Consider the following 24,955-nt stretch of genomic DNA (forward strand, 5'->3'; position numbering starts at 1 on the left):
AGACCGCCATGGATGGGGCACCCCGGGTATGGGTGCCGGAGACTTAGCTTGCCTGTGCGACCGCGACCACTTCGCGACCCTTGTACGTTCCGCACTTCTTGCAGACGCGGTGGGGCAGCTTGCGCTCGTGGCAGTTCGGGCACTCGGAGATGCCGGTGGGGGTGAGGAAGTCGTGGCTGCGGCGCTTTGCGGTGCGCTGCTTGGAGTGGCGCCGTTTCGGATTAGGCATTGCAGTTCCCTTTCGGTCGGATCAAACACACGCTCACGAAAAAACGAGCGTATGCCGTAGAGACGACCCTGAAAAATCGAAATATGCTGCTAGTTCTTGAGCTTGATCGTGCCTGCCAGGTCGGCTAGAGCATTCCATCGTGGATCGGCCGAGGCCTTCTCACAGTTGCAGGACGCGCTATTCAGATTCTGGCCACAGCTCGGACAAAGTCCCTTGCAGTCCGGCGTGCAGAGCGTGCGATTGGGCAAGGAAAGAAGCACCTGCTCGCGCACGACATCCTCAAGCAAAAGACCGCTCTCTTCATAATACCCGATTTCCGTCTCGTCGACGGTAATTGCTCGCTCGCCCGACACGGCATCCGCGCTCGCAGGCCGGAAGATCAGGTCAAAGTTCCCCGAAAGTGGCACCGGAACCGGATCCAGACACCGCGCGCACAGCACCTCGAAGTTCGCGCTGAAGTCCGCGCGCAGCCGGATATCGTTCACGAACTCGTGCGATCCACGATGTTCCACAATCAAGTCGGCCTGTCCGTCGACCGGCATCGCGCCGATCTGCGAGATATCGACGGCATAGTCGATCACGCCAGCAGCAATGGATTCGTGAATCTGAAGCGACTCTTTTTCGAGATCGAACGGGGTAATTAGCACAGCTTTAACGGTACGGAGAATGGCGGTGCGGGTCAAATGCGGCGTGCCAGTTGGAGCGGTTTTCTCAATTGGACTGAGCCCCGAAGTCGGCAGGCCTAGCCGAGAGCCACTGCAACCGGCGTGAGGGTAAGCGTAAGCACGGTAATGTCGTCGTCCTGCCCAAACTGTTGCGCCGTTCTGGCGATCTCTTCCGACGTGTCTCCGCTGATTTCGGCGATGCGCGCGAAGCCGAAGAGTTCGCCATCGGCCCGGCGCGCTTCGAGCAGGCCGTCTGTGTACAAGGTGAGCCGGTCGCCGGCGGCAAGATGGAGCGCGGTCGTCTCAAACTCTGCCTCGGGCAACAGGCCGAGGGGAAGTGCAGGCGAGAGCGGAAACTCACTCCCGTTAAGGAACGGGGGCAGGTGACCTGCGTTGGCGATCGTCCCGCGTCCCAATGCATCGAGCCGAAGAACGAGGCAGGTGGCAAAGCCGTTTTGCATCCGGCCATAAAGGCGGCGGTTGAGGGCGGCGAGGATCTCTGCCGGGTCCTGCGTGATCTCGACGGTACTGTGGATGGCTCCAACAAGTAAAGAGACCGTCATGGCCGCCTTCAGGCCCTTGCCGCTCACATCTCCGAGCGCGATGATGGCGCCCTCTTCACCTGACTCGCTGCCGAGCGGGATGATCTGGAAGAAGTCGCCGCCGACCTCCTGCGCGGGAAAGTATGCGCTGGTCACGGTATAGCCGGCGATTGCAGGCAGAACTTCCGGAATCAGGATCTGCTGAATCTCCTGCGCGCTGCGGAACTCCTGCTCGATCGCGCTCTGCCGCTGGTTCTGCTCCACGGAATAACGCCACGCAGCGTAGAGGATGGAGACCAGCAGAAAAAGCTCGACGAGGGTGGACACGTTGATGGGAGTGCCCGCGATCTTGAACAGGGTGCGATAGAGCTGATGATGCAGCGGCCAGTGCGTCCAGCGAACTCCCAGCCCGCTGATGTCGCTTACGCCTGTTTCCAGCGCGGAGACAACGCTGGCGATGGCGACCAGCCAGCGCGCGGCATCGAGGCGTTTACGGAGAGCGAAGCCGACGATGACGAGCACATACATCTCCAGAAGTTCAATCGGTATGGTGGATGCAACGTCGAAGTAGACGAACTGGCGTGGAAAGAGGCGTGTCCAGTCAAGACAAACCATCACGGTGTCGATGAGGCTCAGCCCTACGGTCACAGAAGCGAGGATCTTCGTCCAACGCACCAGCCTCCGGTCGAACCGCAGATCGAGCAGATACAGCAGAAGGAACCAGGTGGCCGCGTCGGTGATGGCGACGGCTTCGCCAATGCTTCCGTAAGCCAGCCTGAATGTGGAGAAGCCCGGGAGATCGAAGATAACCAACTGCGCAAGAGGCTTGAGCATGGGGATGGCCAGCCAGAAGAGCATCCAGCGCGTGCGGTCGCGCAACCAGGAAGACAAGGCCAGCAGGCCAATGATGGCGCATACAAGACAGACCGCGAAGTGGAACTGGTTGCGTTGCAGCCAAAGGTAATGGTCTGCGGTCGCGAGCGCCGCGACTCCCTCGACCGTCCCGATCCGCGGCGTGATCCACAGGCCTCCCTGCTCCGGGTAGTTGAGGTAGACAATAGGAGCGCTCCAGACGCGGATGGCGAGAACGCCGGACTGCGCCGGGCCCAGAGAATAGGTCTGCGGAGATTGCTGGGGATACCAGACAGGGTGCGGCGGCACCTTGCCGTAGCTGCCAACCAGCCTGCCGTTCCAGTAGACCTCGGCGGCATCGTCTACGCCGGGAAGAAAGAGTGCGAGCTCCGCGTGCGCGGGCGTGCCGGCCGGAACCACGATGTGTCGGCGATACCAGGCGAAGCCGGTGTAGTCACGGTGACCTTGCCCCTCCCACGACCGGCCGACTTTGATGGGCTGCCAGCGGGAGTCGTCGAGCGCAGGCGAGGCCCAGGCGAGGTCATCGCCGACCTGGAACTGCCACACGCCATCGACCGGATCCGTCATGCGGCCCAGTCCATTCAGCACCAGCGGAGCCGCCGGGCCTTGACCCTGGCCGACTCCGACTCCGACTCCAAAGATCGGCAGAAGCAAAAGCAGCAATAGCCTATATCTACGCACGAAGCGCTCCGGCAAAAGTTGAGTGTGAGGACAGTGTTAGCGGCTGGATCTCGTCAGTTATTTCTAACAGGCCCCGGCGCTCAAAGGGCAGCTCCCCGCAGTTGCTCCATCAAAGGCTCGCCTTGATGGGAATACTCGGAAACCGCCGCCCATACTGCCCCGCCCCCGAAATGATTAGAACTCTCACAGAACTAAAGCCTTCCCGCTGGCCTGTCGATTGCCTTGGATGGGGCTATAAGCGGCCCACCACGTGGAAGCGGCAAGCGCGGTCTGGGATCGGCACGGAGCACAACCGGGCAGGAGGCGTCCATGCACATTCATGCGAACAACAATCTGTTGCTGGCATCCATCGGTGCCGGCCGGGAAGAACTCAGCGAGATCCAGGCAAAACGCGCGGCCGAGGTGCGAAAGAAACTCGCATCCGCCACGCGCCTGATGGACGACTCCGATTCCGATTCCGATTCCGATTCCGAAGACCTGCTCGGCCCAGCGCAACGCATCGAACGCCGCACCTACGAATCGGAGCCGCAGCCGGGCGAGGACGAAACCTTCGGCCGCCGCTTCTCCGCCAAGGCCTGAACGCTGACCCGGTCGCATCCGGTGCAGGCGACTCAGTGTGGCAGGTTCAGAGAAAGAAGCGGATCGCGGCAATCCCACTTGCTCCCGCCGCGACGCACGCCTGCGCATTCTCCAGCGTGACGCCGCCCAGCGCGAGCACCGGCGTCTCTCCCGCCGCGTGACAAGCCTCCGACAGACGCTCCAGCCCCAAGCCAGCAAGGGTCTCGCCTCCGGGAATCACCTTCCCAAAGACCGGGCTGAAGAGAATCAAATCGGCACCGTCCCCGCTCGCGCGCTCAACCTCCGCAAGCGTATGGCAGGCGACACTGACAATTGCCTCTCTCGCCGCAAAGATCCGCCGCACCTGACCCACCGTGAGCTGCTCCGCACCCGACGGAAGATGCAGCCCATCCGCCCCCGCAGCCAGCGCCACATCCGGCCTTCCGTTCACCAGCACCCGCAAAACGGACCCGTCTCCCGCTCGCCCCTCGCGCGCGGCGGTGATGATCCTTCTCGCCACGCCGATGAGTTCCTTAGCTTCAAGGTCCTTCTCCCGCAACTGGAGAAAATCGACGCCCTCCGCAGCCAGCCGCTTCGCCTGGTCAACCAGCCCGGCGAAGCGGTCTGATTCCGGAGATTGGCTCGGCTCACCTTTGACTGAGCGGCGATCGGTAATGGCGTATCGAAACATTAATTTTGGGAACGGGCACCAGACAGGGCGTAAGTTGTGCCACAGCAACTGTGTTATTTTTGGACAGTATACGAGTGCAAACCAACGTCGCCGCGTCAAAGCGGCGATAACTACGTCCGGCCTTGAGATTCAAGCTCCGCCGGGCAACTACCAGTACCCGAAGTTGCAGGTGCAGGAAGAGCGCCAGACCGCATGAGTAGTGTTTACGATCTGATCGTCATCGGGTCCGGTCCAGCCGGACAGCGGGCAGCCATCTACGGCGCGAAGCTGGGGAAAAAAGTCGCCCTCATCGAGATGCGTGAAGTCGTCGGGGGAGCCTGCATCAACACTGGCACCATCCCCTCGAAGACCATGCGCGAGGCCGTCCTCCACCTCTCCGGATACAACTACAAGTCCATCTACGGGATGAACTACCGGGTGAAGGAACGCATCACCATGGCGGATCTCGCCTTCCGGGTTCAACACGTCATCAAGACCGAGGTCGACGTCACCGAAGCCCAGCTCTCGCGCAACAACATCGAGATGCTCGTCGGCACCGCAAGCTTCGAGGACGCCAACCACGTCCGCGTCACCAACTCGCGCGGCAGCACCGTGTACGAGACCAAGAACGTCCTCATCGCGACCGGCACCAAGCCCGCCGCCTCGGCCAAGGTGCCCATCAACGGCACCAGCATCATCAACAGCGACCTGGTCCTCGACCTGCCCTCGCTGCCCAAGACGATGATCGTCGTCGGCGGCGGCGTCATCGGCGTTGAGTACACCTGCATGTTCTCCGCCCTCGGCGTCCGCGTCACCTTGATCGAACGCCGCCCGCGCCTGCTCGAGTTCGCCGATCAGGAGATCGTCGAGGCCCTCAGCTACCATCTCCGCGACTCACGAGTCACCATGCGACTCAACGAAGAAGTGGAGAGCGTCGAAGAGATGCCCGACGGCACCGTCGTCGCCAATCTCGAAAGCAAGAAGAAGCTTCAGGGCGACGCGCTGCTCTACGCCGTCGGCCGCCAGGGCAACGTCGACGAACTCAATTTGGAAAAGGTCGGAGTCGAGTCCGACTCCCGCGGCCGTATCCCGGTCGACAAGGACTTTCGGACCAAGGTTCCCAACATCTTCGCCGGTGGCGACGTCATCGGCTTCCCCTCGCTCGCCTCGGTATCGATGGAGCAGGGCCGCATCGCTGCTGCTCGCGCCTTTGGCGACGAGACCGTGATCTCGAACCCCAGCTTCTACCCCTACGGCATCTACACCATTCCCGAGATCAGCTTCATCGGGAAGACCGAAGAGCAGTTGACCGAGGAAGACGTTCCCTACGAGGTTGGCGTCGCCTACTACCGCGAGATCGCCCGCGGCCAGATTCGCGGCGATACGACCGGCCGCCTGAAGATCATCTTCCACCGCGTCACCCACGCGATCCTCGGCGTCCATATCATCGGCGAGGGTGCCAGCGAGCTCCTTCACATTGGGCAGGCCGTCATGGCGCTCGGCGGAAAGCTCGATTATTTCGTCGAAACAGTCTTCAACTACCCAACTCTCGCAGAATGTTATAAAGTAGCGGCTTTCAACGGGTTGAACCGTGTGAGCAAGTTCGACTAGGCATCCCGGCTATCGATCGCACGGGCAATACCGGCAACCCGAACGGTTCTCCGAAGCGGAGTAGGGATACCTATGGCGAAGATAATTGGCGTGACCTTGTCAGAACGCGTTCAGGCAGCACTGGTCGTCGACCACAAACTGGCCGGCCCGCTGCAATGCTTCCCCGATGATGGCGGCGAGGACGATGGCGCTCTCATCGAGATGCCCACCGACGACCTGGTCAAGATGCTGTGCGAGCAGATCACCTGCGCCGCCCAAGGTGCGACAGACATCTCCGCCGTCGGTGTCGCCCTTCCCGGCGTCATCCGCAACGGCGTCGTCGAAGACTCTCCTAATCTTCCTCAGCTCAAGGGCGCGCGCATCGCGGATCTTCTCACCCTCAAGCTTGCAGAACACGGCCTCTCGAACGTCGCCGTCAACGTGATGAACGATGCCGACAGCATGGCCGCCGGTCTCGCCGCGACCCGGCAAAAGCTCGACCGCCTCATTCGCGTCTGGACCCTGGGCATCGGCATTGGATACGGTCGCTACCCCTTCATCGACGGCGTGTGGGAGGGCGGCCACGGCGTCGTCTCGCTCGACGATAAAGAGCGTTACTGCGGCTGCGGTGGACGCGGCCACCTCGAGGGCATCATGGGCCATCGCGCTATGCGGCTTCGCTTCCTCGACATGGAGCCCGAAGAGGTCTTCGAGGCCGCCAACGCGGCCAATCCCGACAAGCGCTGCCTCGACTTCAAGCGCCTCTGGCATAAGGCCCTCGCCGCCGCCACCGCCACCGAGATCCACCAGGAAGGTGCCGGCAAGTTCTTCATTACCGGATTCAACGTCCGCTTCCTCGACCTGCCCATGCTGAAGGACTACCTCCAGCAGATGGTCAAGATGAGCCCTCTGCAAAGCTACTCGCTCGAGATCGTCAAGGACGACGCCGAGACGCGCGTCATAGGCGCCGCCGTCTCGGCAGAACAGGCCGCAGCTCGGGGCTGATTACCGGGAGCCGATCGCTTATTGCTGCGTCTTGCTACGCCGCGATCGTGCGCTTTTTCCTAATGCCCACAAAGAAGCTGCTCTCAAGAAACTGGAGCGCCACGTCATTGCCTGAGATTCGAACGACCTCTCCGCGTGCCCAATGTCCAGGCGCACCGTTCTTGACGTCCACCTCAGGCCTGGCGAAGTCGCACATGATGACGTCTCCCAGCGACAGGTCAATCGGCGTGTCGAAGCGCAGCAGAGCACCGTTGGAGTTCAGATTCACCGTCATCGCCGGATTCGGCAGCGGCCAGTCCCGCAGCGTGACACTCGCCCCAATTGCGATAGGAAGCCGCACTTCGGCCCTTTTTTCCTTCTTAAATCCATTCATAAATCCAGTTCACCCTTCGTTCAATCAGCCCGCAGGCTGCAAAGTTTCATTCCTCGAATCTATCGGCCCCGGCGTTCTAAGACCATGCTCCCTCTCGTTTCAAGAGACCAACTTTCGTGGGAGTCGCTATCATGTGGCGTGCCCGCTGAGCCCAAATCCGCCGCGCTCTCACTCACCTTCCAGCGCATAGGCTGGCTGCTCGCCGTCGTCCTCTCGCTCTTCGCGCCGCCGGCCAAACTCCCGGCCCAGTTCGGCACACCCGCCACCGGCAGCCCCTTAGCGACGCTCGCGCCCACCGGAACCCGCGTCGTTGTCCTTTTCTTCGTCGCCTCCGACTGTCCCATCTCTGACCGCACCTTCCCCGAGATGAAGCGCCTCCGCGAGCAGTTCACCCCACGCGGCGTGAAATTCTACTTCGTCTATCCCAACTCCACCGAACACGCCGCGGAGATCACCACCCACCAGCGTGCCTTCGATCCGGGCGGCGAGATTCTCCTCGACCCAACCGGCGATCTCCTCCGCTTGACCCACGCCCGCGTCACGCCGGAAGTTTCAGTCCTGGTCCCGGATAAAACCAGGTGGCAGCCCCTCTACACCGGCCGTATCGACGACCGCTACATCCACCTCGGCCTCGAACGCCCCCGCCCCAACCACATCTTCGCCGAGGAAGCCCTGAACGCCGTCCTCGCCAACAAACCCGCACCAAAACCCACCGGAACCCCGGTCGGCTGCAGTATCGTCAACCCGGCCACTACCGGCTCACCGGAGGGCCGTTGAACCTCCCTACCCTGACCGGCCACCAAAGCCGGGTGCCCCTTCTTCGCGACGGCTTCATCGTCGCTATGGTAGGCATTCGCGCCCGCGCGAACCGCCTCCATCTCCTGCGACCCAAGACCTTCCTCGTCCTACTCGCAACCACGATCTCCGCCCACGCCGCCCCTCCCGAAAAACCCACATGGCGAACTCACATCGCCCCCATCGTCTACGCCCGCTGCACCACCTGCCACCACTCCGGCGGCTCCGGCCCATTCCCTCTCACCACCTACGCCGACGTCAAACGCTACGCCTCCGTCATCGCCCCTGCCGTCGAGAGCCGCTACATGCCACCGTGGCTCCCCGTTCCTGGCCACGGCGACCTGGCCGACTCCCGTCGCCTCTCCGACTCCGAACTCGCCCTCATCCGCCGCTGGATAGCCGCCAGCACCCCCGAAGGCGACGGCCCCATCCCCACCGCGCCTACCTACAACGCCGACTGGCAGCTAGGCCCTCCCGACCTCGTACTGGAAACAGAGAACCCGGTTGAAGTCCCCGCCACCGGAACCGACCTCTTCGTCAACGTGATCCTCCCGAACCCTACGAAAGGAACTCACTGGGTCCGCGCCATGGAGATCAAGCCCGGCTCCCCGCGCATCGTCCACCACGCCAACGTCCTCATCGACCGCACCGCCTCCCTCCGCCACGCCCATCCAGCCGACTGGCAGCAAGGCATCCCCGGCATGGACATCAACGTCGACTCCGGCGACAACTTCGACCCCGACAGCCACTTCCTCTTCTGGAAGCCTGACTCGACCGCCCTCATCGAACCCGAAGGCATGCCCTGGCGGCTCGACGAGGGCAACGACCTCGTGTTGAATCTCCACCTGAAGCCTTCCGGCAAGCCAGAGTCCACCCGCGTCCGCATAGGGCTCTACTTCACCGACAAACCCGCCACCCGCCATCCCATGCTCCTCCAGCTCCAGCACGACGCCGCCCTCGATATCCCTCCCGGCGACGCCAGCTTCTCCATCGAAGATTCGCTAAAGCTCCCCGTCGCCGTGGACGTCCTTGGCATCTACCCCCACGCCCACTACCTCTGCAAGCGCATGGAGGCCTGGGCGACCCTGCCATCTGGACAGCGCCGCGACCTCGTCCTCATCACCGACTGGGACATCAACCGCCAGAGCGTCTATCGCCTCGCCCACCCGCTCCCGCTGCCCGCAGGCTCCGTCCTGCACATGCGCTACCTCTACGACAACTCCGCCGCCAACCCCCGCAACCCGCACACGCCTCCCGTCCGCGTCCACGCCGGCAACCGCTCCGAAGACGAGATGGGCCACTTCTGGATACAAGTTCTCCCCCAGCCGTCGAGCACCATGACCGAGATCCAGGCTCGCGAGTCCCTCGAACGCGCCTGGATGGAGTCCGTCCTCCGCAAGTCTCCACAAGACCCCATTGCCCTCTACAACCTAGCCTCACTCGACCTGTCCGAAGGCAAGCCCGCCCAGGCCGCCGACCGTTACCGCAAGCTTCTCGTCGAGAAACCAGACGACCCACGCACCCTCACCGCCCTTGGCTCAGCCCTCGAAGCCAGCGGCGATCTCCCTGCCGCCCAAGCCCAGTTCCGCGCCGCCCACACCGCCGATTCAACCTACGCCGACGCCACCTTCGACCTCGCCGCGCTCGATCTCCGTCTCGCCACTGCAACCGAATCCGCGCCCAACGCAGACGCCAACCTCACCGAGGCCGAATCCCTCTTCTTGATCGTCCTGGCCACCCACCCCAACGATTCCGAAGCCGAGCACCAACTCTCCCTCCTCTACGCCGCCGAGGGTCGCCTCGCCAACTCCCTCGCCCACCTTCAGCGCTGGCAATCCCTCGCCCCCACCGACCCCGAACCACACCGCGCCCTCGCCCAGGTCTACATGCAGATGGGCCAGCTACCCGACGCCATCCGGGAACAGCAATCAGTCGTCACCCTCCTGCCCAACTCCTCCAACGACTGGAGCGACCTGGGCGTCATGCAGGCCCGCTCCGGCGACAAAGCCTCCGCCCGCCACTCCCTCGAACAGGCCATCAAGATCGACCCCACCAACCAGGCCGCCCAAAGCAACCTCACCATGTTGAAGTAAAGATCCAGGGCGTCCTTCACCACCACGAATATCGCCTTGTGAGTCGCTTTCTTCATGCTCGAATCACTTCGACGAGGCCGTGCGTTTTATGGGGGAGCTCTTCGATTCAACGTGAACAACTCTTTGCGGCGGCAGGGGAGCATCTTCTCTCAACCCCGGCACGAACTGCCCTGCCGGAACCGGAACAATCTCGCTAAGCCGCCGAAAATCAAGCTGTGCAATAGAGAACTCCCCCGCTTGGCCTCCAAAACAGAGTAGTGCTACAAGGTGCCCATCCTTGAGCCACGACTTAACCTCATCGGGCATTCCAGTCTCCATAGGTGTCTCGCCAGGCACAGCATAAGTGGATGAGCGTTTCCACGCGGCATCTTCCAACGCCTTCATCAAGTTGGGCTTTGCGATTACAGCCTCCACCAACCTAGACCACCTCGTGCAAAGCGCGACGAACTTCGCAAACTGTGGAAGCGTCAACGCTGCTCCCACACGGGTCGCGCCTGTGCTTCCCAGCAGTCCAGTTTCGTTCGCGATAAAGGTCTGCAATCGGAATGCATTAATGAATTGTTTGACGTTCCGCGGATTATGGTCGAAGACAGCATCGGCCATGTCGATGCATTGGTTCAGCGTGCCAGAATCGTCTTCTCCATTCACGATCTGGATCGCCTTCGCCGACTTCTGGCTCGGCGGAAATAACTCCTCCGGCGGCTTCACATCAGGATTGATCATCGCCTTTAATCCCGACACCCGCGGCACCGGCAGCGCGTACGACAGCTGGATAAACTTTTCCAGGAACCGATGCCCGTACTGCATCCCTACCGCAAACGTATCCCTCGCGTCCACGTTGTAAAGGTAAGGCAGAAGTTTTTCCTGCTTGGCCGCGAGCGCCGCCGCGACCTTGTCCCGGTCGAGCCCAAGAATCAGCCCAATCCGAGGAGCACTGCTCAGCAGAGTCAGCATGGATTGCAGCAATTCAGCCGCCTTCGAGTATTCGCAACGATCCAGATCGTCGATAAACACATAGACGTCATCATTGCCCGCATACGCAGTCACCAGCGACTGGAAGTCATGCGTGATCTGATCGATCAGCGGCAGCTTTTCCGTATAACTTGGCCGAGAGAACAGCTTTGTCCCCTTCTTCAGGTTGGCCGGACTGCCAAGTAAGTCGCCGAGCTGATGAAAAAATAACAGCAGCGCCGCCGCCGATCCTCCCATCCCACCGATCACGGCAAGCGTCTTTCCCGCAGCCTTCGTCGGATCCTTCTCAGACCAGAAGTCGCCCGCAAATGTAGAAAAATGAAGGTAGAGATACTGCCCGATCGCAACCAATGCGATCGTAGTCAAAACGACCCCGAACACCATCTTCAGCGTCTCTATTGTGTCCTGCCACGAGATCCGCAACCGAATCAGCCGGAAGCGAGCGGCAATCCTTTCACGAATCGTCAGGCTCTTATTCATCTGCCGGTCAAAGTCGCGGATAAAGACCGCCCACAGTCCATCGTCCGCGTTGTATTGCCAGGCATTGAAGCGAACGAGTTTCTTCCGCCCTTTAGCTCTGAGCGCATCCTCGAGTTGCAACATGAACGAGGACTTGCCCGATCCCCAACTTCCTTCAATCGACAGCGTCAAGGGAGTCTTCGTATGCGGGTCGGCCAGGAAATTGGCGACCGCATCCACATATCGCTTGAAGCCCAGCCGCTCATCCGCAGTGCCCGCCGGTTGATCTCCCAGAACATGATTTGAAATCGCCTGGGAGCCGCCCTTTACAGGATCAGAAGAAGCCTTCGAAGCCGATGGAAGATCAGCCTGCGCTTGGCTCGAGGGGATCGGCACCGATTCAAGCTCGCGGTCGTCCCGGTCCTTCGGGGCGAAGTCGCGAAGAGACGCTTGTGATTTGCTGCGAGGCTGAGGTGGCGTGGCACGCATGATGCGAAAGTCTAGCGCGATTCTTATGCCGTTTCGCAAGAATCTTTGTGGCCGATGCTCGCCTGGAATGTGGTTGTTTGTGATTCAAAGTCACCCGCTCAACCTCAACTCGACTTCTTAGAGATGTTCCCTTGAGCCCGGCAGTATTTCTTTACTTCTGGCAGGTTGAGCAGAAGTGCGTACTCCGCCCACCCACCACAATCTTCTTGATGGGAGCCTTGCAGACCACACAAGGCTCCCCCGTCCTCATGTAAACCTTGTGCTCAAGCTGGAAGAACCCGCGCACACCGTCCGCATCCACATAGTCCGACACCGAAGACCCACCCAGCGAGATCGCATGAGTCAGCACCGAGATCAGCGCCTCCCGCAGCCGTGCCAGTTCTGCCCGCGTCAGCCGCCCCGCCTGCCGCTTCGGCTTGATCCCCGCCCGGAACAGGCTCTCATCCGCATAGATATTTCCCACCCCATGCAGCAGCGACTGGTTCAGCAGCGCCGCCTTGATCGCCGTCTTGCGACCACGAAACAGAGCCACAAACTCCTCCAGCGGGATCGTCAGCGGCTCCGTCCCCGGACCCGCGTAACCCTCCTCCACCTCGCTCACCACCGAAAGCCGCCCAAACCTCCGCGCGTCGACAAACCGCAGCTCCTTGCCTCCGCTCAAGCCCAGCACCGCATGGGTGTGCGGCGGCAGCGGTACCTCAGCCTCTGACACCAGCAGGCGCCCCGTCATCCCCAGATGCACCAGGAACTGCGAGTTTTTACCACTGCCGCGAAGGTCGCAAACAATCGTCTTCCCCACCCGATGCACCCGCTCAACCCGGCTCCCGGTCAGCACCTCGGCAATCTCCTCCGGAGGCGACTTGAACGTCTGCGGCTTGTTGCTGGTCCACACAGAGAGGACGATTTGACCGTGGATGCGAGCGTGGACGCCGTTTGCGACCGTTTCGACTTCGGGGAGTTCAGGCATGACCTAGTCAGGTTACTGCAAGCTTCCTGTCCGATGCCGATTGTGCAAGGCCAATCCCTCTGCAGCCGATAGAGCAGGGATGAAGCGCTCACTCCATCTCCTAGCCCTCGCCGCACTGATCGCTCTTGCCTTCCTGGCTCCGCTGGCCTGCGCCGGCCAGGGCGCGCCACCTTTCCGGACAGAAGACCCCGAGACACCCGGCAATCGCCACTTGGAATTTAACTTTGGCGCGGCCGGAAACCGCAACCCCTCGGACGGCGAGTACGAGCTGCCAAGTCTCGACCTCGCCTATGGTCTGGGCAGCCGGATGCAGCTGAAGTACGAGCTTCCGCTCGTCGTCGCCGAGACCCGGCCGACAGCAGACGACCCCACCGATGGGCGAGTCATCGGAGGCCTCGGCCACAGCGTTCTCGGGGCCAAGCTGCGCTTCTACCAGCACACGCCTGGCAATAGCTGGATCTGGCACGGAAGATCGGAAAAACGCGAAGGAGCGGAGTCGCCCGAGGAAGAGCCTAGCTTCGCCGCCAGCATCTTTCCCCGGCTCTCGCTCGACAATCCGACCCGGAGCGTCGCCCGAGGCGTGATCGAACGCGGTCCGAATCTGCTGCTACCTGTCGAAGTCTCCGCAAGGATGGGCCCCATCCATCTGAACGGCGAGGCCGGCTACCAGTTCGGCAACCGCGACGTGCCCCAAAGCTGGGTCCGGGGCCTGATGATCGGCCACGACTTCAGGCGCGGCACCCAAGCCTACATCGAGATCTACGACCGCCAGGACGCAAACCGCATCGACGGTCTACAAAAGCGGAGGGATGCCACCGCCGAGTTGGGCGGACGGCAGACGCTGGGCCGCCACAAGCGGGTGCTCCTGCTCCTAATGGGAGGACGCAGCTTCCAGAGCGTCGTCCCCGAGAGAAGCCAGCCAAGCTGGATCGCGTATGTCGGCGTGCGATTCATCCTTGGACCCGAAGAGGCAGTCTCCGAGCGGGAGGAAGAACCGGGCAAAAAAGAAGACTGAAGGCGGCGAAGAACAGGAACTAGCTTCTCCATAAACCATCGTCAGCACCAATAGAGCCCTCTGCTCATGTGCACGTTATAGATTCTTTACCCCCCGACAACGGCAGCACGCTATGCTCTCCTCATGACCTCCAGCCCCCTGCGTTCCACGCTCCTGGCCATGCTGCTCGCCTCTTTCCATTGCGCGCACGCGCAAGACCAGAAACCCAGCTCGTCCAACCCATTGCCTTCAGGGCCAGCTCCCACCACACTCGTCCTGCCGAAATCAACTGGACCGGTGACGGTCTTTTCCTCCAGGCCTCAGGACGTTCCCCCAGACACTCCGGAGCTCTCCGAAGAGGACAGCTTCTGCACTACTCCTTCCAGCACCACCTACAAGACCGATCGACACCTGACCGCCGAAGAGAAGAAAGCCGTAGACCTCTACGCACGGAACACCAGTAAGACGATCTCGAGCAACTGGAAGATCCCGCGCGGAGCAGGTGATCCCTGGCGGAAAGGTGCTGTAGTCCGGATCCGCTTCGAGATTCTGCCGGACGGTTCTTTGAACAATCCGACCATCATGATGACCTCTGGCCGAGCCAGCTACGACCAGAGCGCGCTCGATAGCATCAAGCATTCGGCACCGTTCGCTCCCCCACCACCTATCGATACAAGTCCGATGAAGGTGTGTTTTAGCTTTGGCTACCGCATGGATCCCAGCCACACTACCACCAGCGACCTCCCGGAAGACGTCTTCGCCAAGAAGAAGCCGTCGCCACAGTGACCGCCAGCGGGAGAGTCTGCGCGAAGTATAGAATTGCGTAGGGCGTTCGTCGCAGGCTGCGCTCCTATCTTTCGAATTCTTTGGAGCAGCAACTCTCGTGACTCAGCGCAAATCAGCGGTAATTCTTGGTGCCCAGTGGGGCGATGAAGGCAAAGGCAAGATCGTCGACGTGCTCTCGGAGAAGTTCTCCGTCGTAGCCCGCTACGCCGGTGGTCACAACGCGGGCCACACCGTCATCATCAAGGGCAAGAAGTTTGTGCTGCAGTTGATCCCTTGCGGCGTGCTTCGTCCGGAGTGCAAAGGCGTCATCGGCAACGGCGTCGTGCTCGACCCCATGGCCTTCCTCAACGAAGTCAAGAAGCTCAAGGACGCCGGCCTTCCGGTAGACGAACAGCTCTTCGTCTCGAACCGCGCACAGGTGATCCTCCCCTACCACCGCATGATCGAGCTCGCAGCCGAGAACGCCCCCGGCCGCACGAAGATCGGCACCACCAGTCGCGGCATCGGCCCGGCGTACGAAGACAAGATGCACCGCAGCGGCCTCCGCGTCGTCGACCTGCTGAACTCCGCTCTGCTGCGCACCCACATCCAGAACGCCTGCTTCGAGAAGAACACCATCGCCCACGCGCTCTTTGGCACCGAGCCGCTCGACCCCAAGGCCATGTACGAGGAGTACGCCCGCGCCGCCGAGAAGATCGCGCCCTTCGTCACCGACACCGCCGTCCTTCTGAACGACGCCATCAAGAACGGCGAAAAGGTCATGTTCGAAGGCGCTCAGGGAGCCCTGCTCGATATCGACCACGGAACCTACCCCTTCGTGACCAGTTCCTCAGCGACAGCCGGGGGCGCCGTCACAGGAACCGGCGTAGGCCCGACCAGCATCGGCACCGTCATCGGCGTCACCAAGGCTTACGTCACCCGTGTCGGCGAAGGCCCGTTCCCCACCGAGATCCACGACAACTCCGCCGACCTGCTCCGCGCCCGCGGCCAGGAGTACGGCGCCGTCACCGGCCGTCCGCGCCGCTGCGGCTGGCTCGACCTTCCCCTGCTCCGTTACTCCAACATGATCAACGGGACGGAGTGGCTGGTCGTCACCAAGATGGACGTAATGGACGAGTGCGCCGAGATCCCTGTCTGCACCGGTTACCGCATCAACGGTCAGGTCACGGACGTGATCCCCGCCGACATGCGCGGCTTCGAGTCGATCCAGCCGATCTACACCACCCTCAAGGGCTGGAACTGCTCCACCGAAGGCATCACGGAGTTCGACAAACTCCCGCAACTGGCGCAGGATTATCTCCGCTTCGTCGAGAAGGAGTCCGGAGCGAAGATCGGCATGGTCTCGACCGGCCCGGATCGCGACCAGACCATGGTGCTGCCCGAGTTTGAAGATCTGCTCCGAAGCTAAGACGGATACAAGAGGAATTTTCTATGGTGAGCTTCACAGTCCGACTGCGTTTCGATCACGAGCACCACGAGCAAGTTGCCGAGCAACTGCGTGCCCTCACGCTGGCCTCCAGGCAGGAGCCCGGCTGCGTCAACTACGTGGCCCACTTCCTCGAGGCCGACTCGAATACCGTCCTCATCTACGAGCAGTACAAGGACGACGACGCCCTCGAGTTCCACCGCAACACACCCCACTTTCACCAGTACGCCATCGGCGGTTTCTACCAGTTGATGCTGGAGCGGCAGATCGAGAACCTCACCGCCATCTGCTAACGTGCGACCCTCTGGCTGCGTTTAATCGACATGACCATCCCGAGCTGCGGCGCCTGCTTTGACTAGCCCGCAGGGATGGGGCTACGATCCGGATAAGTTATGTCGCTTACACATTCTGTCGAAGGGTGGGGTCGACTGAACGGGCACGGAGCTTCCGTGAAAGCCGGCAGATCACTCGCGCGTGGTGTGCGACATCTCCGGGTAGCGTTGCTGCTGGCGATCGCGGTCCTGGGCGTTGCAGCCGTCGCCCACGCCCAGCACGCCCACAAGGAACACAAGCGCGACGAGAAGCGGGAGATCGAAGCCGCCGAGCAGCAGTGGCGCACCGCCCAACTTGCCGGCGACGTTACCACCATGGACAAGCTGCTCGCCGAAGATTACCTCGGCATCTCCAACAATGGGCAGCTGAACAACAAGACCCAGCAGCTCGAGCGCCTGCAGAAGCGGATGCTGGTGATTACAAAGATCGACGTATCGGATGTGAAGATCAAACTCCTGGGACGCGTGGGAATCGTCACTTCGCTGGCCCAGCTTGAAGGTACCAACGACGGACGTCCGCTCCAGGGACTCTTCCGCTACACCCGTATCTACAAACGCTACCCCGACGGCTCCTGGAAGATCACGAACTTCGAAGTCACCCGCGTCCCGAATAAGGGCGAACGCGGAGCCCCAACCGACTAGACCCGCTTACAGCGAAGAAGCAGTGAAATGCCGCGGAGTAGCAGCGGGCTTCAGCCCGCGGTGACCCTCGCCACCTTCAAGCGGGGCTTTGGCCCCGGAGCCCGATCTCCATCCAGCTGACCGCGCGGATAAATTCGAAACACCAAATTTCTCTCAGGCCGTCATTCTGAGCCGAAGGCGCAGAATCCCCGCATTCCGCCCGTAGCCGCACGCCTCTCAAGGACAGCCGCTCCCTGAAGTCACGGCGTTTCGCCCAACTTCCCAAACGCCTCCCGCAGCCTCTCCCAAGTCACGTCCAGACTCTCCGGCAACACCCGCGTCTCACTCACCACTGTCATAAAGTTCGTATCTCCACTCCAGCGCGGAAGCCCATGCAGATGAATATGATTCGCGACGCCCGCCCCAGCCGCCTCACCCAGATTCAGCCCGAAGTTCAGCCCATCCGGCCGATAGACCGCCCGCAGACACCTCTCCACCGACTGCGCCAGCGTCATCATCTCCCCAGCCGCCGCAGGTTCCAGCGCCGCCAGCGAATCCGTATGCCGGTACGGCACCACCATCACATGCCCAGTCGAATAGGGGTAGGCGTTCAGGCAGATGTAGCAAGAACTACCGCGATGGACGATGTGCGCCGCCTGCTCGGCCAGCTTCGCATCCATCCCCGAGGCGATCGCGAACTCCACCGACGCGATCATATTGCAGAAGACGCACGCATGGTCTCCCACCCAGGCTTCTAGCGCAACAGGAACGCCCTTGCGCAGGTTCTTTTCAGCACGGCTTACGTAGCTGTAGCGCCAGGGAGTCCAGAGACGATCCATGGAAGAAGGTTACAGCAGCCCTTGTCCGAAGATCGTTGCCTGCGGCCCAGCTCCAAGCATCCTCGCCATGTTTTGTGAAGCCCACATCAAAATACGCGTCACTCCCGCCCCGGCCACCGAATAACCGCCCTATTTGCATCATCCGTGGAGCGTATCCGGTTGACTACCACGAATCAGGGGCATATGCTTTTGATTGAGCTACCGCGTGTGGGATCCAAGTGCAGGCAGCCCCTCTGCAAGACATGTCCACTCTCCGATTGACATATCTGAACCCGGAAACAAATCAAGCAGCCCTTTTTATCGGGAACTCCACCGATGGGCCTTGTCCCGGGATCGCAGAGCTTGAATCTTGGAACCCGGAGTGCGCATCATCATGGTAGACGACCATAATTCTGACTACAACGAAGGCAAACCCCTGAGCACTGAAATCGAACTCCTCTCGCCCGAAACGACAGTCGAGCACAACGACCTGTCACTTGAATCCACCTCTAACCCCGTCCAGCACGCCGAAGCCACCGAGACCCATGGTTCTATAGCCACTCTCGCCGCTCACGAAGAGACTGCATCCAGCGAAGAACCAGACTACGACGCAGCCGACTTTGCTGCCGCCCTGGCCAACTTCGACCGCGAGCAGGCTGCTGAGACGGCTGCTGCTGCCAACCTGACGACCGAAGAAGTGATCGTGACCGGTACGGTCGTGAAGATCACCGACAAGCACGTCGTTGTCGACATCGGACTCAAGTCCGAAGGTCTGATCCCGCTAGACCAGGTTCTGGACGCCAACGGCGTCTCCAAGTTCCAGGCCGGCGATCAGGTTGAAGTGGTTGTCGAGCGCGAGGAGCCGGAAGGCGGCTATCTCGTCAGCTACGACAAGGCACAGCGGTTGAAGGTGTGGGACAAGCTCGAGCAGGCCGCGAACGATAAGGTTCCCGTCAAGGGAATGGTTCTCAGCCGCGTCAAGGGCGGTCTGACCGTCGATATCGGCATCAAGGCGTTCCTCCCGGGCTCGCAGGTCGAAGTGCGCCCCGTCCGCAATCTCGACGGTTACATCGGCACCGAGATCGAAGTCCGCGTCATCAAGCTGAACAAGAAGCGCGGCAACGTCGTCATCTCCCGCAAGGAGCTACTCGAGGAAGACCAGAACGCGAAGAAGTCCGTCACGCTCGCGACCCTTGAAGAGGGCAGCATCCTCACCGGGACCGTGAAGAACCTGACCGATTACGGCGCATTCGTCGATATGGGCGGCCTCGATGGCCTGCTCCACATCACCGACATGAGCTGGGGCCGTCTCACTCACCCCCGCGACCTCGTCAACGTTGGCGACGAGATCCAGGTGAAGGTCCTCAAGTTCGACAAAGAGAAGCAGCGCGTCTCGCTCGGCTTCAAGCAGCTCACGCCTGACCCGTGGCTCGATGCGACCGAGCGTTACCCGATCGGTGCACAGGTTCGTGGTCGCATCTTGTCTGTTACGGATTACGGCGCGTTCGTCGAGCTCGAGCAAGGCATCGAAGGTCTCGTCCACGTCTCCGAGATGACCTGGTCCAAGCGGATGAAGCATCCGTCGAAGATGGTCAAGCCCGGCGATGAGGTCGACACCATCATCCTGAGCGTGAACCCGAACGACCGCCGCATCTCCCTCGGCATGAAGCAGCTCCAGGACAATCCCTGGGAGCAGCTCGAAGACAAGTACCCGACCGGCGCCATCATTGAAGGCCGCGTTCGCAACCTGACCGACTTCGGTGCCTTCATCGAGATCGAAGACGGCATTGATGGCCTCGTCCACGTCTCGAACCTGAGCTGGACCAAGCGCATCAAGCACCCCTCTGAAGTCCTGAAGAAGGGTGAGAAGGTCCGCGCGATCGTCCTCGGCGTTGAGCCGGAGAACCGCCGCCTCTCGCTCGGCGTCAAGCAGCTTCAGCCGGATGTCTGGGACACGTTCTTCGCCCAGCACCGCGTTGGCGACGTCATCAAGGGCAAGATCCTGCGCACGGCGCAGTTTGGAGCCTTCGTTGAGATCGCTGAAGGAGTCGAGGGCCTCTGCCACGTCTCTGAAGCAGCCGATGCTACCGGGAAGCCCGTCGCGCTCGATGTTGACTCGGAGCATGAGTTCAAGATCGTCAAGATGAACCAGGAAGAGAAGAAGGTTGGCCTCAGCATTCGCGCAGTCGGCGAAGAAGCCAGCCGTGCCGAAGTGGAGAGCTACAAGGAGCGCGAGAAGTCGCCGAAGGGATCGGGCAACTCCGGATCCTCGTCTTCCTCCACGTCTTCAAGCAGCACCACGCTGGGCGATCTGATCAACTGGAAGAAGTCCGAACGCGAGTAATCGCACTCCAGCACCCAAGACTAAAGGCCATCCCAACCGGGATGGCCTTTACCTTTGCGATCAAAAACGATAGTGGACGAGATAGGCGATCTCAGAACCTGCCTAGAAACTCGACGCCCGATCCAACAGGAAAACACGTCCTCTCGACCGACCAACGGGAGTGGAGAGACCCCCTCATTTCGCCTTTGCTGACGTTCGAAAGCCCGAGGGAAGCAAACTTCCTGGTTAGCACACCGGCTCCCAGCCAAATGCCTCAGGCAGCGTCCGTCGACCGCGACTGCATAGCCCCAGGCCACGCCGTAGTCGTCGTCATCTTCATCGATGCGCGTCGCATAATCTCGATCTCGGCGGGAGCCAGCATATCCGGGGGAAGCCCCGCGATCGCCACATGGCCCGGGCTATCGCCAAGAACCTCAGAGATCTGGTTCCAGCGCAGGAACGGCGAAGTAGTAGGCAGCGTAATCAGGCGTCGCTTCGGCTCTGGCAGCGCGAAGTAGAGCGTCCAGGTAAGGAAGGTGAGGCATACAGCAGCATTGCCGACGATGCTGAAGAGCCCATACATGGAAGAAGAGGTGCTGTGCATCCACGCCGACTGGATCATGTCCGTCGTCGCCATCACTCCAAGGCCCAGGCTCACGCCAAAGATGCGGCTGCGATAGGAGAGGCCCATCGGCCGGATGGCGAAGCAGACAAAGAGCAGGAGGCAGAGGATGAGAATGCTCTGGGTACGCTGCATCTGCGAGACAAAAGCAACCAGGTAGTTGACGGTGGTGATGTGCGGAGCGAACGCCGAGCCGAGAGCCACAAGAACCGATATCGCGGCGACCCACTTGAAGACCAGCATGCCGAGAGTGTTCAAACCCTTGAGCGGTGCCATCGCCAGCCGGTACATGCTGACAATGACAATCAGCATCAGAACGGAGTTGAACGCGAATCCGGACCAATAGATCCAGAAGTCATACTGATAGGCGACACGGGCGTTGGGGAACATCTGCCAGCGGGAGACCACCACCCATTGCGCCGCAATAAAAGACACCCTGGAGGCGAGCAGACCGGCGAGGAAGCCGTACTGCTTCAAAGATCGCGAGAGACAGATAGCTGCGAGCGCGGCGACACAGAAGAGAGGTTCGCAATACTCAAGAAGTTTTACGGTCTCGGGTACGGTCATCGGGTCATCCTCGCGTAACTCTGGTGATTACAGAAGTCTACGCGAAGATGACCCGCTGGCAAATCAATTTCTTGGGCCGGTTATCGGCGATCGTTCTACTTGCCTTTGTTGTTCGCGGCGATGCCACAATCCGTCGTGCCATCCGGAGGGCAGGTCGGGATCGGCATGAACGACGAAGTCATCGAAGAAGAGGCAATCGTTTTGGCGGAAGCGGAAGACGTCCGGGTGGAGGCTGCGGCACCGGTAAGGGCGAGGACGACGACGAAAGCGCGGACGATGTTCTTCATGGTGTAGCTCCTTATGGGTAGGGGTCGAACAAAAGTTGTAGACAAACTCGATATCCAGAAGATAAGATCGTATCGTCGATAAGTCCAATGAAATCAGATATATAGCCTAATAATTAACGCGGTAGATTACTAACGTAATACAACTCGCGCGGCATAGTGAAACTTTCCACAGGCTGAAACCCGTCTCGCGGCAACCCTGACACGCACGAAAAGGGCCACCCGAAACAGCGGGTGGCCTCACTTTTGTTATAGATTTCTTAGCCTTCTGCCCCGGCGGGGCAATCGAGCACCGTCGTAGAGTCAATGGGAATCCCTGGACTCCGCCGCCTTCTCTGCAACTCACCCGGACAGGGGTCCGAGGAACTCCAGGAAAGCTAGACCTCGACCGGGGTCTCGACTGACGCAGCGTTCGACGCGGCCGCGGGCTTCTTCACGACTGGTTCCAGCTTCTTCGAGGGCGCAATAATGGCGTGCAGCGTCGTGCCTTCCATGCGCGGCATAAACTCGACCAGCCCCGCATCGCCGATGTCCAGAATCAGGCGGTTGATGATCTTGTAGCCCAGATCGCGGTGCGCCATCTGCCGGCCCTTGAAGCGCAGCGACGCCTTCACCTTGTCGCCTTCGCCCAGGAAGCGCACGGCCTGGTTCTTCTTGGTCTGGTAATCGTGCTCGTCCACGGTCACAGAGAACTTGACCTCCTTGACGACGATCACCTTCTGCTTCTTACGCGCCGCGCGCTCGCTCTTGTCCTTCTCGTAAAGGAACTTGCCGTAGTCCTGGATCTTGCAGACCGGCGGAACGGCATTGGGGGAGATCTCAACGAGATCGAGCGACTTCTCGCGCGCCATCTTCAGGGCGTCGAATGGTGCCATGACGCCAAGCTGCTCGCCATTTTCGTCAATGACGCGGATCTCGCGAGCGCGAATACGCTCGTTGGTACGGATAAAAGACTTCGCGGAACGCTTATCAATCGGTGGGATAATTTGCCTCCACAGCGAGCCCGCAGGCTGGCCATGCGTAGTTGAGATTTAGGCGCACCCTTTTCAGGTTGCACCGCACACTAAAGTGTAGCATTCGGCACGTCCTGCCATAGGTTACCGGCAGGCTAAATGCCCGCGAATACGAATCGGCTGGCAAGCCCACCGGAAGGCAAAGATTGGACATTTGGGCGAAGAGAAGGGCAAGATGGAAAACGCCGCAAAATCATGCGCCTTATCGCGCAGCAGTCAAAGAATCTGAAAGGTCAAGGAATGAAACGCAGGATCCTGCTGGTAGATGATGAAGTAGCCGTGTTGCTGACGCTGAAGGCAGTCCTTGAGATCAGCGGCTTCGATGTAGATACCGCCGCGTCAGCCCGCGAGGGCAAGGCCAAGCTCCGCAAGTTCGAGTACAGCATGGTCATCACCGATATGCGTATGGAGAGCGAAGACGCGGGCGTCGATGTCGTGAAGGCCGCCCGCGCCGCTGCGTACCAGCCCGCCGTAGCCCTGCTCACCGCCTTCCCCACCGACGACGAAGGCTGGCAGTACACCGGTGCCGACAAGATGCTGGTGAAGCCCATGCAGACCCGCATCCTGCTACAACAGATCGAGAAACTCCTCGAGACGCACGAAGCGAAGAAGGCTAAGGCTACCGGCATCCCCGCAGTACCGGTAAAGGCCGTGCGCAAGTCCGCCCCCAAGAAGGCCGCATCCAAGCGCGTCGGTACCGCGAAGCCGGGAACCAGGAAGTAAAGACGCTTCCGATCACCCGCTCGTGTCGCGTGTCGGATATTCTCCCCAACCTCAACTCTTCGGGTGCCCCATCCATCATCGCGCCTCTTGCGAAGGTGGGTGGGACGTATGCCTCCTACTTCGCCGTATGCGCCTTCACAAACTCCCGCAACGCCAGGTTGATGCCCAGCGCCTTCTCCACGCCGCCATCCAGCATCCGCAGCCAGTCCGACGCCGGCTCCTTCAGCTCCACGGTTCCCAGCAGGTAGCTGGTCTGCACCAGGATCTCCAGCGCGTTGCTGAGATCGTGCGCCAGCTTACGGATTCCCAGCGCGACCTCCTCCGGAATCATCTCCTTGGTTGAGTCAGAGGGCAGGGGTTTGTTCGAGTCAGTCATGGAGGCCGCTTTCTGTTCTAAAGTTCTTCAGAATCAAGTGAACGCGAGTTCAGTGTAGGCGAGCCGAGCCTCAATTGACAGCACCCTCCGGGTTTGACACACTAGAGTTTCACGGTTGAAGGCTTCAGCAACTTGCTGAGACGCTTTTACAGCGTGCCGTAGTGGCGGAATTGGCAGACGCGCATGGTTCAGGTCCATGTACTCGCAAGGGTGTGGGGGTTCGAGTCCCCCCTTCGGCACCAAAGATTTTTCTCTCCAGCTTCAAACCCCGTCTTTAGTTAGACAGAGCGAAGGCATGGCGACCCAGCTTGACCAGATTTTGGCGCGAACCGCGCTCGATGTAGCAGAGCGCAAGGCTGCTGCCGATCTTCGGGCCGTTGAGCACCGGGCAGCAGCTCACCAGCCACGCGGATTCGCCGCAAACCTCAAAGCCATCTCCGAAGCAAAATCTCACCCCGCAGTCATCGCGGAGCTCAAGAAAGCCTCGCCCTCTCGCGGCGTGATCCGGCCTTCCTTTGATCCCGAGCCGCTTGCGAAGGCCCTCGAAGCCGCTGGTGCCGGTGGTCTCTCTGTCCTGACCGACGAACCCTTCTTCCAGGGCTCTCTACGCAATCTAGAGATCGCTTCGGCGGCCACGACGATCCCCTGCCTGCGCAAGGACTTCATGGTCGACCGCTTCCAGGTCCTCGAAGCCCGCGCCTCGAACGCCGACGCGATCCTGCTGATCGTCGCGGCCCTCACAGACGCCGACCTGAAGCTCCTGAGCAACGAAGCCTACGCCTGCGGCCTCGATGTTCTCTGCGAAGTCCACGATCGCAATGAGCTCGACCGCGCCATCCAGATCGGCTGCCAGATGATCGGCGTCAACAGCCGCGATCTGCGCACCTTCGTGATGCACCCCGAGATCCAGCTCGAGCTCGCCGAAGCGATCCCAACCAATGTCGTTCGCGTAGCCGAGAGCGGCATCAAGGACCGCGAAGACATCGACCGTCTCACTGCCGCCGGCTACGACGCCTTCCTCATCGGAGAAACCCTGATGCGCGAGAGCGATCCGGGCGCAGCCCTCAGCGCCTTGCTCGCACGCCAAGCCGCAGTCGTGGCCTGAGTCG

General features: G+C 60.9%; 25 protein-coding genes and 1 tRNA gene. 14 read left to right on the forward strand and 12 right to left on the reverse strand.

Translation table 11 applies throughout. The features are described 5' to 3' along the window. Nucleotides 1–43: 43 nt before the first annotated feature. The 3 genes from rpmF to OHL18_RS02835 form a co-directional block, all read right to left on the reverse strand. Entirely contained in the window at nucleotides 44–229 is a 186-nt protein-coding gene (gene rpmF / locus OHL18_RS02825) for a 50S ribosomal protein L32 (RefSeq protein WP_263373315.1), read from the reverse strand. Between the two features lie 89 nt (nucleotides 230–318). Further along, nucleotides 319–912: a YceD family protein gene (locus OHL18_RS02830; protein ID WP_263373316.1), complete on the reverse strand. Its 594-nt coding sequence runs from the start codon at nucleotides 910–912 to the stop codon at nucleotides 319–321. Nucleotides 913–971: 59 nt separating this feature from the next. Continuing rightward, nucleotides 972–2,972, reverse strand: a complete 2,001-nt coding sequence (locus OHL18_RS02835; protein ID WP_263373317.1) for a PP2C family protein-serine/threonine phosphatase — start codon at nucleotides 2,970–2,972, stop codon at nucleotides 972–974. Between the two features lie 327 nt (nucleotides 2,973–3,299). Here OHL18_RS02835 and OHL18_RS02840 point away from each other — a divergent pair, with 327 nt between their 5' ends. Continuing rightward, nucleotides 3,300–3,569 carry a hypothetical protein gene (locus OHL18_RS02840; RefSeq protein WP_263373318.1) on the forward strand — a complete coding sequence of 90 codons (270 nt, stop codon included), beginning with the start codon at nucleotides 3,300–3,302 and terminating at the stop codon, nucleotides 3,567–3,569. A 46-nt stretch (nucleotides 3,570–3,615) separates the two neighbouring features. Here the strand turns inward: OHL18_RS02840 and OHL18_RS02845 are convergent, their stop codons facing one another. After that, the gene (locus OHL18_RS02845; RefSeq protein WP_263373319.1) at nucleotides 3,616–4,239 is read right to left on the reverse strand and encodes a thiamine phosphate synthase; all 624 of its coding nucleotides are present in this window, start codon (nucleotides 4,237–4,239) and stop codon (nucleotides 3,616–3,618) included. Nucleotides 4,240–4,431: 192 nt separating this feature from the next. Here OHL18_RS02845 and sthA point away from each other — a divergent pair, with 192 nt between their 5' ends. Further along, nucleotides 4,432–5,829 (forward strand): Si-specific NAD(P)(+) transhydrogenase, encoded by a 1,398-nt coding sequence (sthA, locus tag OHL18_RS02850; protein ID WP_263373320.1) that lies wholly within the window; start codon nucleotides 4,432–4,434, stop codon nucleotides 5,827–5,829. 72 nt (nucleotides 5,830–5,901) lie between these two features. Continuing rightward, nucleotides 5,902–6,813, forward strand: a complete 912-nt coding sequence (locus OHL18_RS02855; RefSeq protein WP_263373321.1) for an ROK family protein — start codon at nucleotides 5,902–5,904, stop codon at nucleotides 6,811–6,813. A gap of 34 nt (nucleotides 6,814–6,847) precedes the next feature. On the opposite strand, the gene OHL18_RS02860 is transcribed toward OHL18_RS02855, so the two are convergent. Further along, a complete protein-coding gene (locus OHL18_RS02860; protein WP_263373322.1) occupies nucleotides 6,848–7,186 on the reverse strand; it encodes a PilZ domain-containing protein in 339 nt (112 codons plus the stop codon). Nucleotides 7,187–7,324: 138 nt separating this feature from the next. On the opposite strand from OHL18_RS02860, the gene OHL18_RS02865 reads away from it, so the two are divergent. Beyond that, complete coding sequence (locus tag OHL18_RS02865; RefSeq protein WP_263373323.1) at nucleotides 7,325–7,963, forward strand: redoxin domain-containing protein; 639 nt, start codon at nucleotides 7,325–7,327, stop codon at nucleotides 7,961–7,963. Continuing rightward, on the forward strand, nucleotides 7,960–10,074 hold the full coding sequence (locus OHL18_RS02870; protein ID WP_263373324.1) for a tetratricopeptide repeat protein: 2,115 nt from the start codon (nucleotides 7,960–7,962) through the stop codon (nucleotides 10,072–10,074). The genes OHL18_RS02865 and OHL18_RS02870 overlap by 4 nt, the downstream gene beginning before the upstream one ends. A 63-nt stretch (nucleotides 10,075–10,137) precedes the next feature. On the opposite strand, the gene OHL18_RS02875 is transcribed toward OHL18_RS02870, so the two are convergent. Beyond that, nucleotides 10,138–11,745 carry a KAP family P-loop NTPase fold protein gene (locus OHL18_RS02875; RefSeq protein ID WP_263373325.1) on the reverse strand — a complete coding sequence of 536 codons (1,608 nt, stop codon included), beginning with the start codon at nucleotides 11,743–11,745 and terminating at the stop codon, nucleotides 10,138–10,140. Between the two features lie 400 nt (nucleotides 11,746–12,145). Continuing rightward, complete coding sequence (mutM, locus tag OHL18_RS02880; protein ID WP_263373326.1) at nucleotides 12,146–12,961, reverse strand: bifunctional DNA-formamidopyrimidine glycosylase/DNA-(apurinic or apyrimidinic site) lyase; 816 nt, start codon at nucleotides 12,959–12,961, stop codon at nucleotides 12,146–12,148. Between the two features lie 79 nt (nucleotides 12,962–13,040). On the opposite strand from mutM, the gene OHL18_RS02885 reads away from it, so the two are divergent. From OHL18_RS02885 to OHL18_RS02905, 5 genes are all read left to right on the forward strand, one after another. Beyond that, on the forward strand, nucleotides 13,041–13,976 hold the full coding sequence (locus OHL18_RS02885) for a hypothetical protein (RefSeq protein WP_263373327.1): 936 nt from the start codon (nucleotides 13,041–13,043) through the stop codon (nucleotides 13,974–13,976). 123 nt (nucleotides 13,977–14,099) lie between these two features. Continuing rightward, on the forward strand, nucleotides 14,100–14,741 hold the full coding sequence (locus tag OHL18_RS02890) for a TonB C-terminal domain-containing protein (protein WP_263373328.1): 642 nt from the start codon (nucleotides 14,100–14,102) through the stop codon (nucleotides 14,739–14,741). A gap of 97 nt (nucleotides 14,742–14,838) precedes the next feature. Beyond that, on the forward strand, nucleotides 14,839–16,149 hold the full coding sequence (locus tag OHL18_RS02895; protein WP_263373329.1) for an adenylosuccinate synthase: 1,311 nt from the start codon (nucleotides 14,839–14,841) through the stop codon (nucleotides 16,147–16,149). 23 nt (nucleotides 16,150–16,172) lie between these two features. Further along, complete coding sequence (locus tag OHL18_RS02900) at nucleotides 16,173–16,460, forward strand: putative quinol monooxygenase (protein ID WP_263373330.1); 288 nt, start codon at nucleotides 16,173–16,175, stop codon at nucleotides 16,458–16,460. A 156-nt stretch (nucleotides 16,461–16,616) separates the two neighbouring features. Continuing rightward, nucleotides 16,617–17,141 (forward strand): nuclear transport factor 2 family protein, encoded by a 525-nt coding sequence (locus tag OHL18_RS02905; RefSeq protein WP_263373331.1) that lies wholly within the window; start codon nucleotides 16,617–16,619, stop codon nucleotides 17,139–17,141. Nucleotides 17,142–17,380: 239 nt separating this feature from the next. On the opposite strand, the gene OHL18_RS02910 is transcribed toward OHL18_RS02905, so the two are convergent. Beyond that, complete coding sequence (locus tag OHL18_RS02910) at nucleotides 17,381–17,959, reverse strand: HIT family protein (RefSeq protein WP_263373332.1); 579 nt, start codon at nucleotides 17,957–17,959, stop codon at nucleotides 17,381–17,383. A 373-nt stretch (nucleotides 17,960–18,332) separates the two neighbouring features. Between OHL18_RS02910 and OHL18_RS02915 the strand changes: the two genes are divergently transcribed. Continuing rightward, on the forward strand, nucleotides 18,333–20,282 hold the full coding sequence (locus tag OHL18_RS02915; protein ID WP_263374577.1) for a 30S ribosomal protein S1: 1,950 nt from the start codon (nucleotides 18,333–18,335) through the stop codon (nucleotides 20,280–20,282). A gap of 253 nt (nucleotides 20,283–20,535) precedes the next feature. Here the strand turns inward: OHL18_RS02915 and OHL18_RS02920 are convergent, their stop codons facing one another. From OHL18_RS02920 to infC, 3 genes are all read right to left on the reverse strand, one after another. Then, nucleotides 20,536–21,450, reverse strand: a complete 915-nt coding sequence (locus OHL18_RS02920; RefSeq protein WP_263373333.1) for a hypothetical protein — start codon at nucleotides 21,448–21,450, stop codon at nucleotides 20,536–20,538. A 95-nt stretch (nucleotides 21,451–21,545) separates the two neighbouring features. Further along, the gene (locus tag OHL18_RS02925) at nucleotides 21,546–21,737 is read right to left on the reverse strand and encodes a hypothetical protein (RefSeq protein WP_263373334.1); all 192 of its coding nucleotides are present in this window, start codon (nucleotides 21,735–21,737) and stop codon (nucleotides 21,546–21,548) included. A 374-nt stretch (nucleotides 21,738–22,111) separates the two neighbouring features. Beyond that, complete coding sequence (infC, locus tag OHL18_RS02930; protein WP_317890479.1) at nucleotides 22,112–22,765, reverse strand: translation initiation factor IF-3; 654 nt, start codon at nucleotides 22,763–22,765, stop codon at nucleotides 22,112–22,114. A gap of 222 nt (nucleotides 22,766–22,987) precedes the next feature. Between infC and OHL18_RS02935 the strand changes: the two genes are divergently transcribed. Beyond that, nucleotides 22,988–23,470: a response regulator gene (locus OHL18_RS02935; protein ID WP_263373335.1), complete on the forward strand. Its 483-nt coding sequence runs from the start codon at nucleotides 22,988–22,990 to the stop codon at nucleotides 23,468–23,470. Between the two features lie 115 nt (nucleotides 23,471–23,585). Here OHL18_RS02935 and OHL18_RS02940 read toward each other — a convergent pair whose 3' ends face one another. Continuing rightward, nucleotides 23,586–23,846, reverse strand: coding sequence for a hypothetical protein (locus OHL18_RS02940; protein WP_263373336.1), 261 nt, complete (start codon nucleotides 23,844–23,846; stop codon nucleotides 23,586–23,588). A gap of 155 nt (nucleotides 23,847–24,001) precedes the next feature. Between OHL18_RS02940 and OHL18_RS02945 the strand changes: the two genes are divergently transcribed. Together OHL18_RS02945 and trpC are read left to right on the forward strand one after the other, a co-directional pair. Next, nucleotides 24,002–24,088, forward strand: a tRNA-Leu gene (locus OHL18_RS02945). 53 nt (nucleotides 24,089–24,141) lie between these two features. Next, the gene (trpC, locus tag OHL18_RS02950) at nucleotides 24,142–24,951 is read left to right on the forward strand and encodes an indole-3-glycerol phosphate synthase TrpC (RefSeq protein WP_263373337.1); all 810 of its coding nucleotides are present in this window, start codon (nucleotides 24,142–24,144) and stop codon (nucleotides 24,949–24,951) included. Nucleotides 24,952–24,955 lie beyond the last annotated feature (4 nt).

It is taken from the genome of Granulicella aggregans (assembly GCF_025685565.1).
Classification (GTDB): Bacteria; Acidobacteriota; Terriglobia; order Terriglobales; family Acidobacteriaceae; genus Edaphobacter; species Edaphobacter aggregans_B.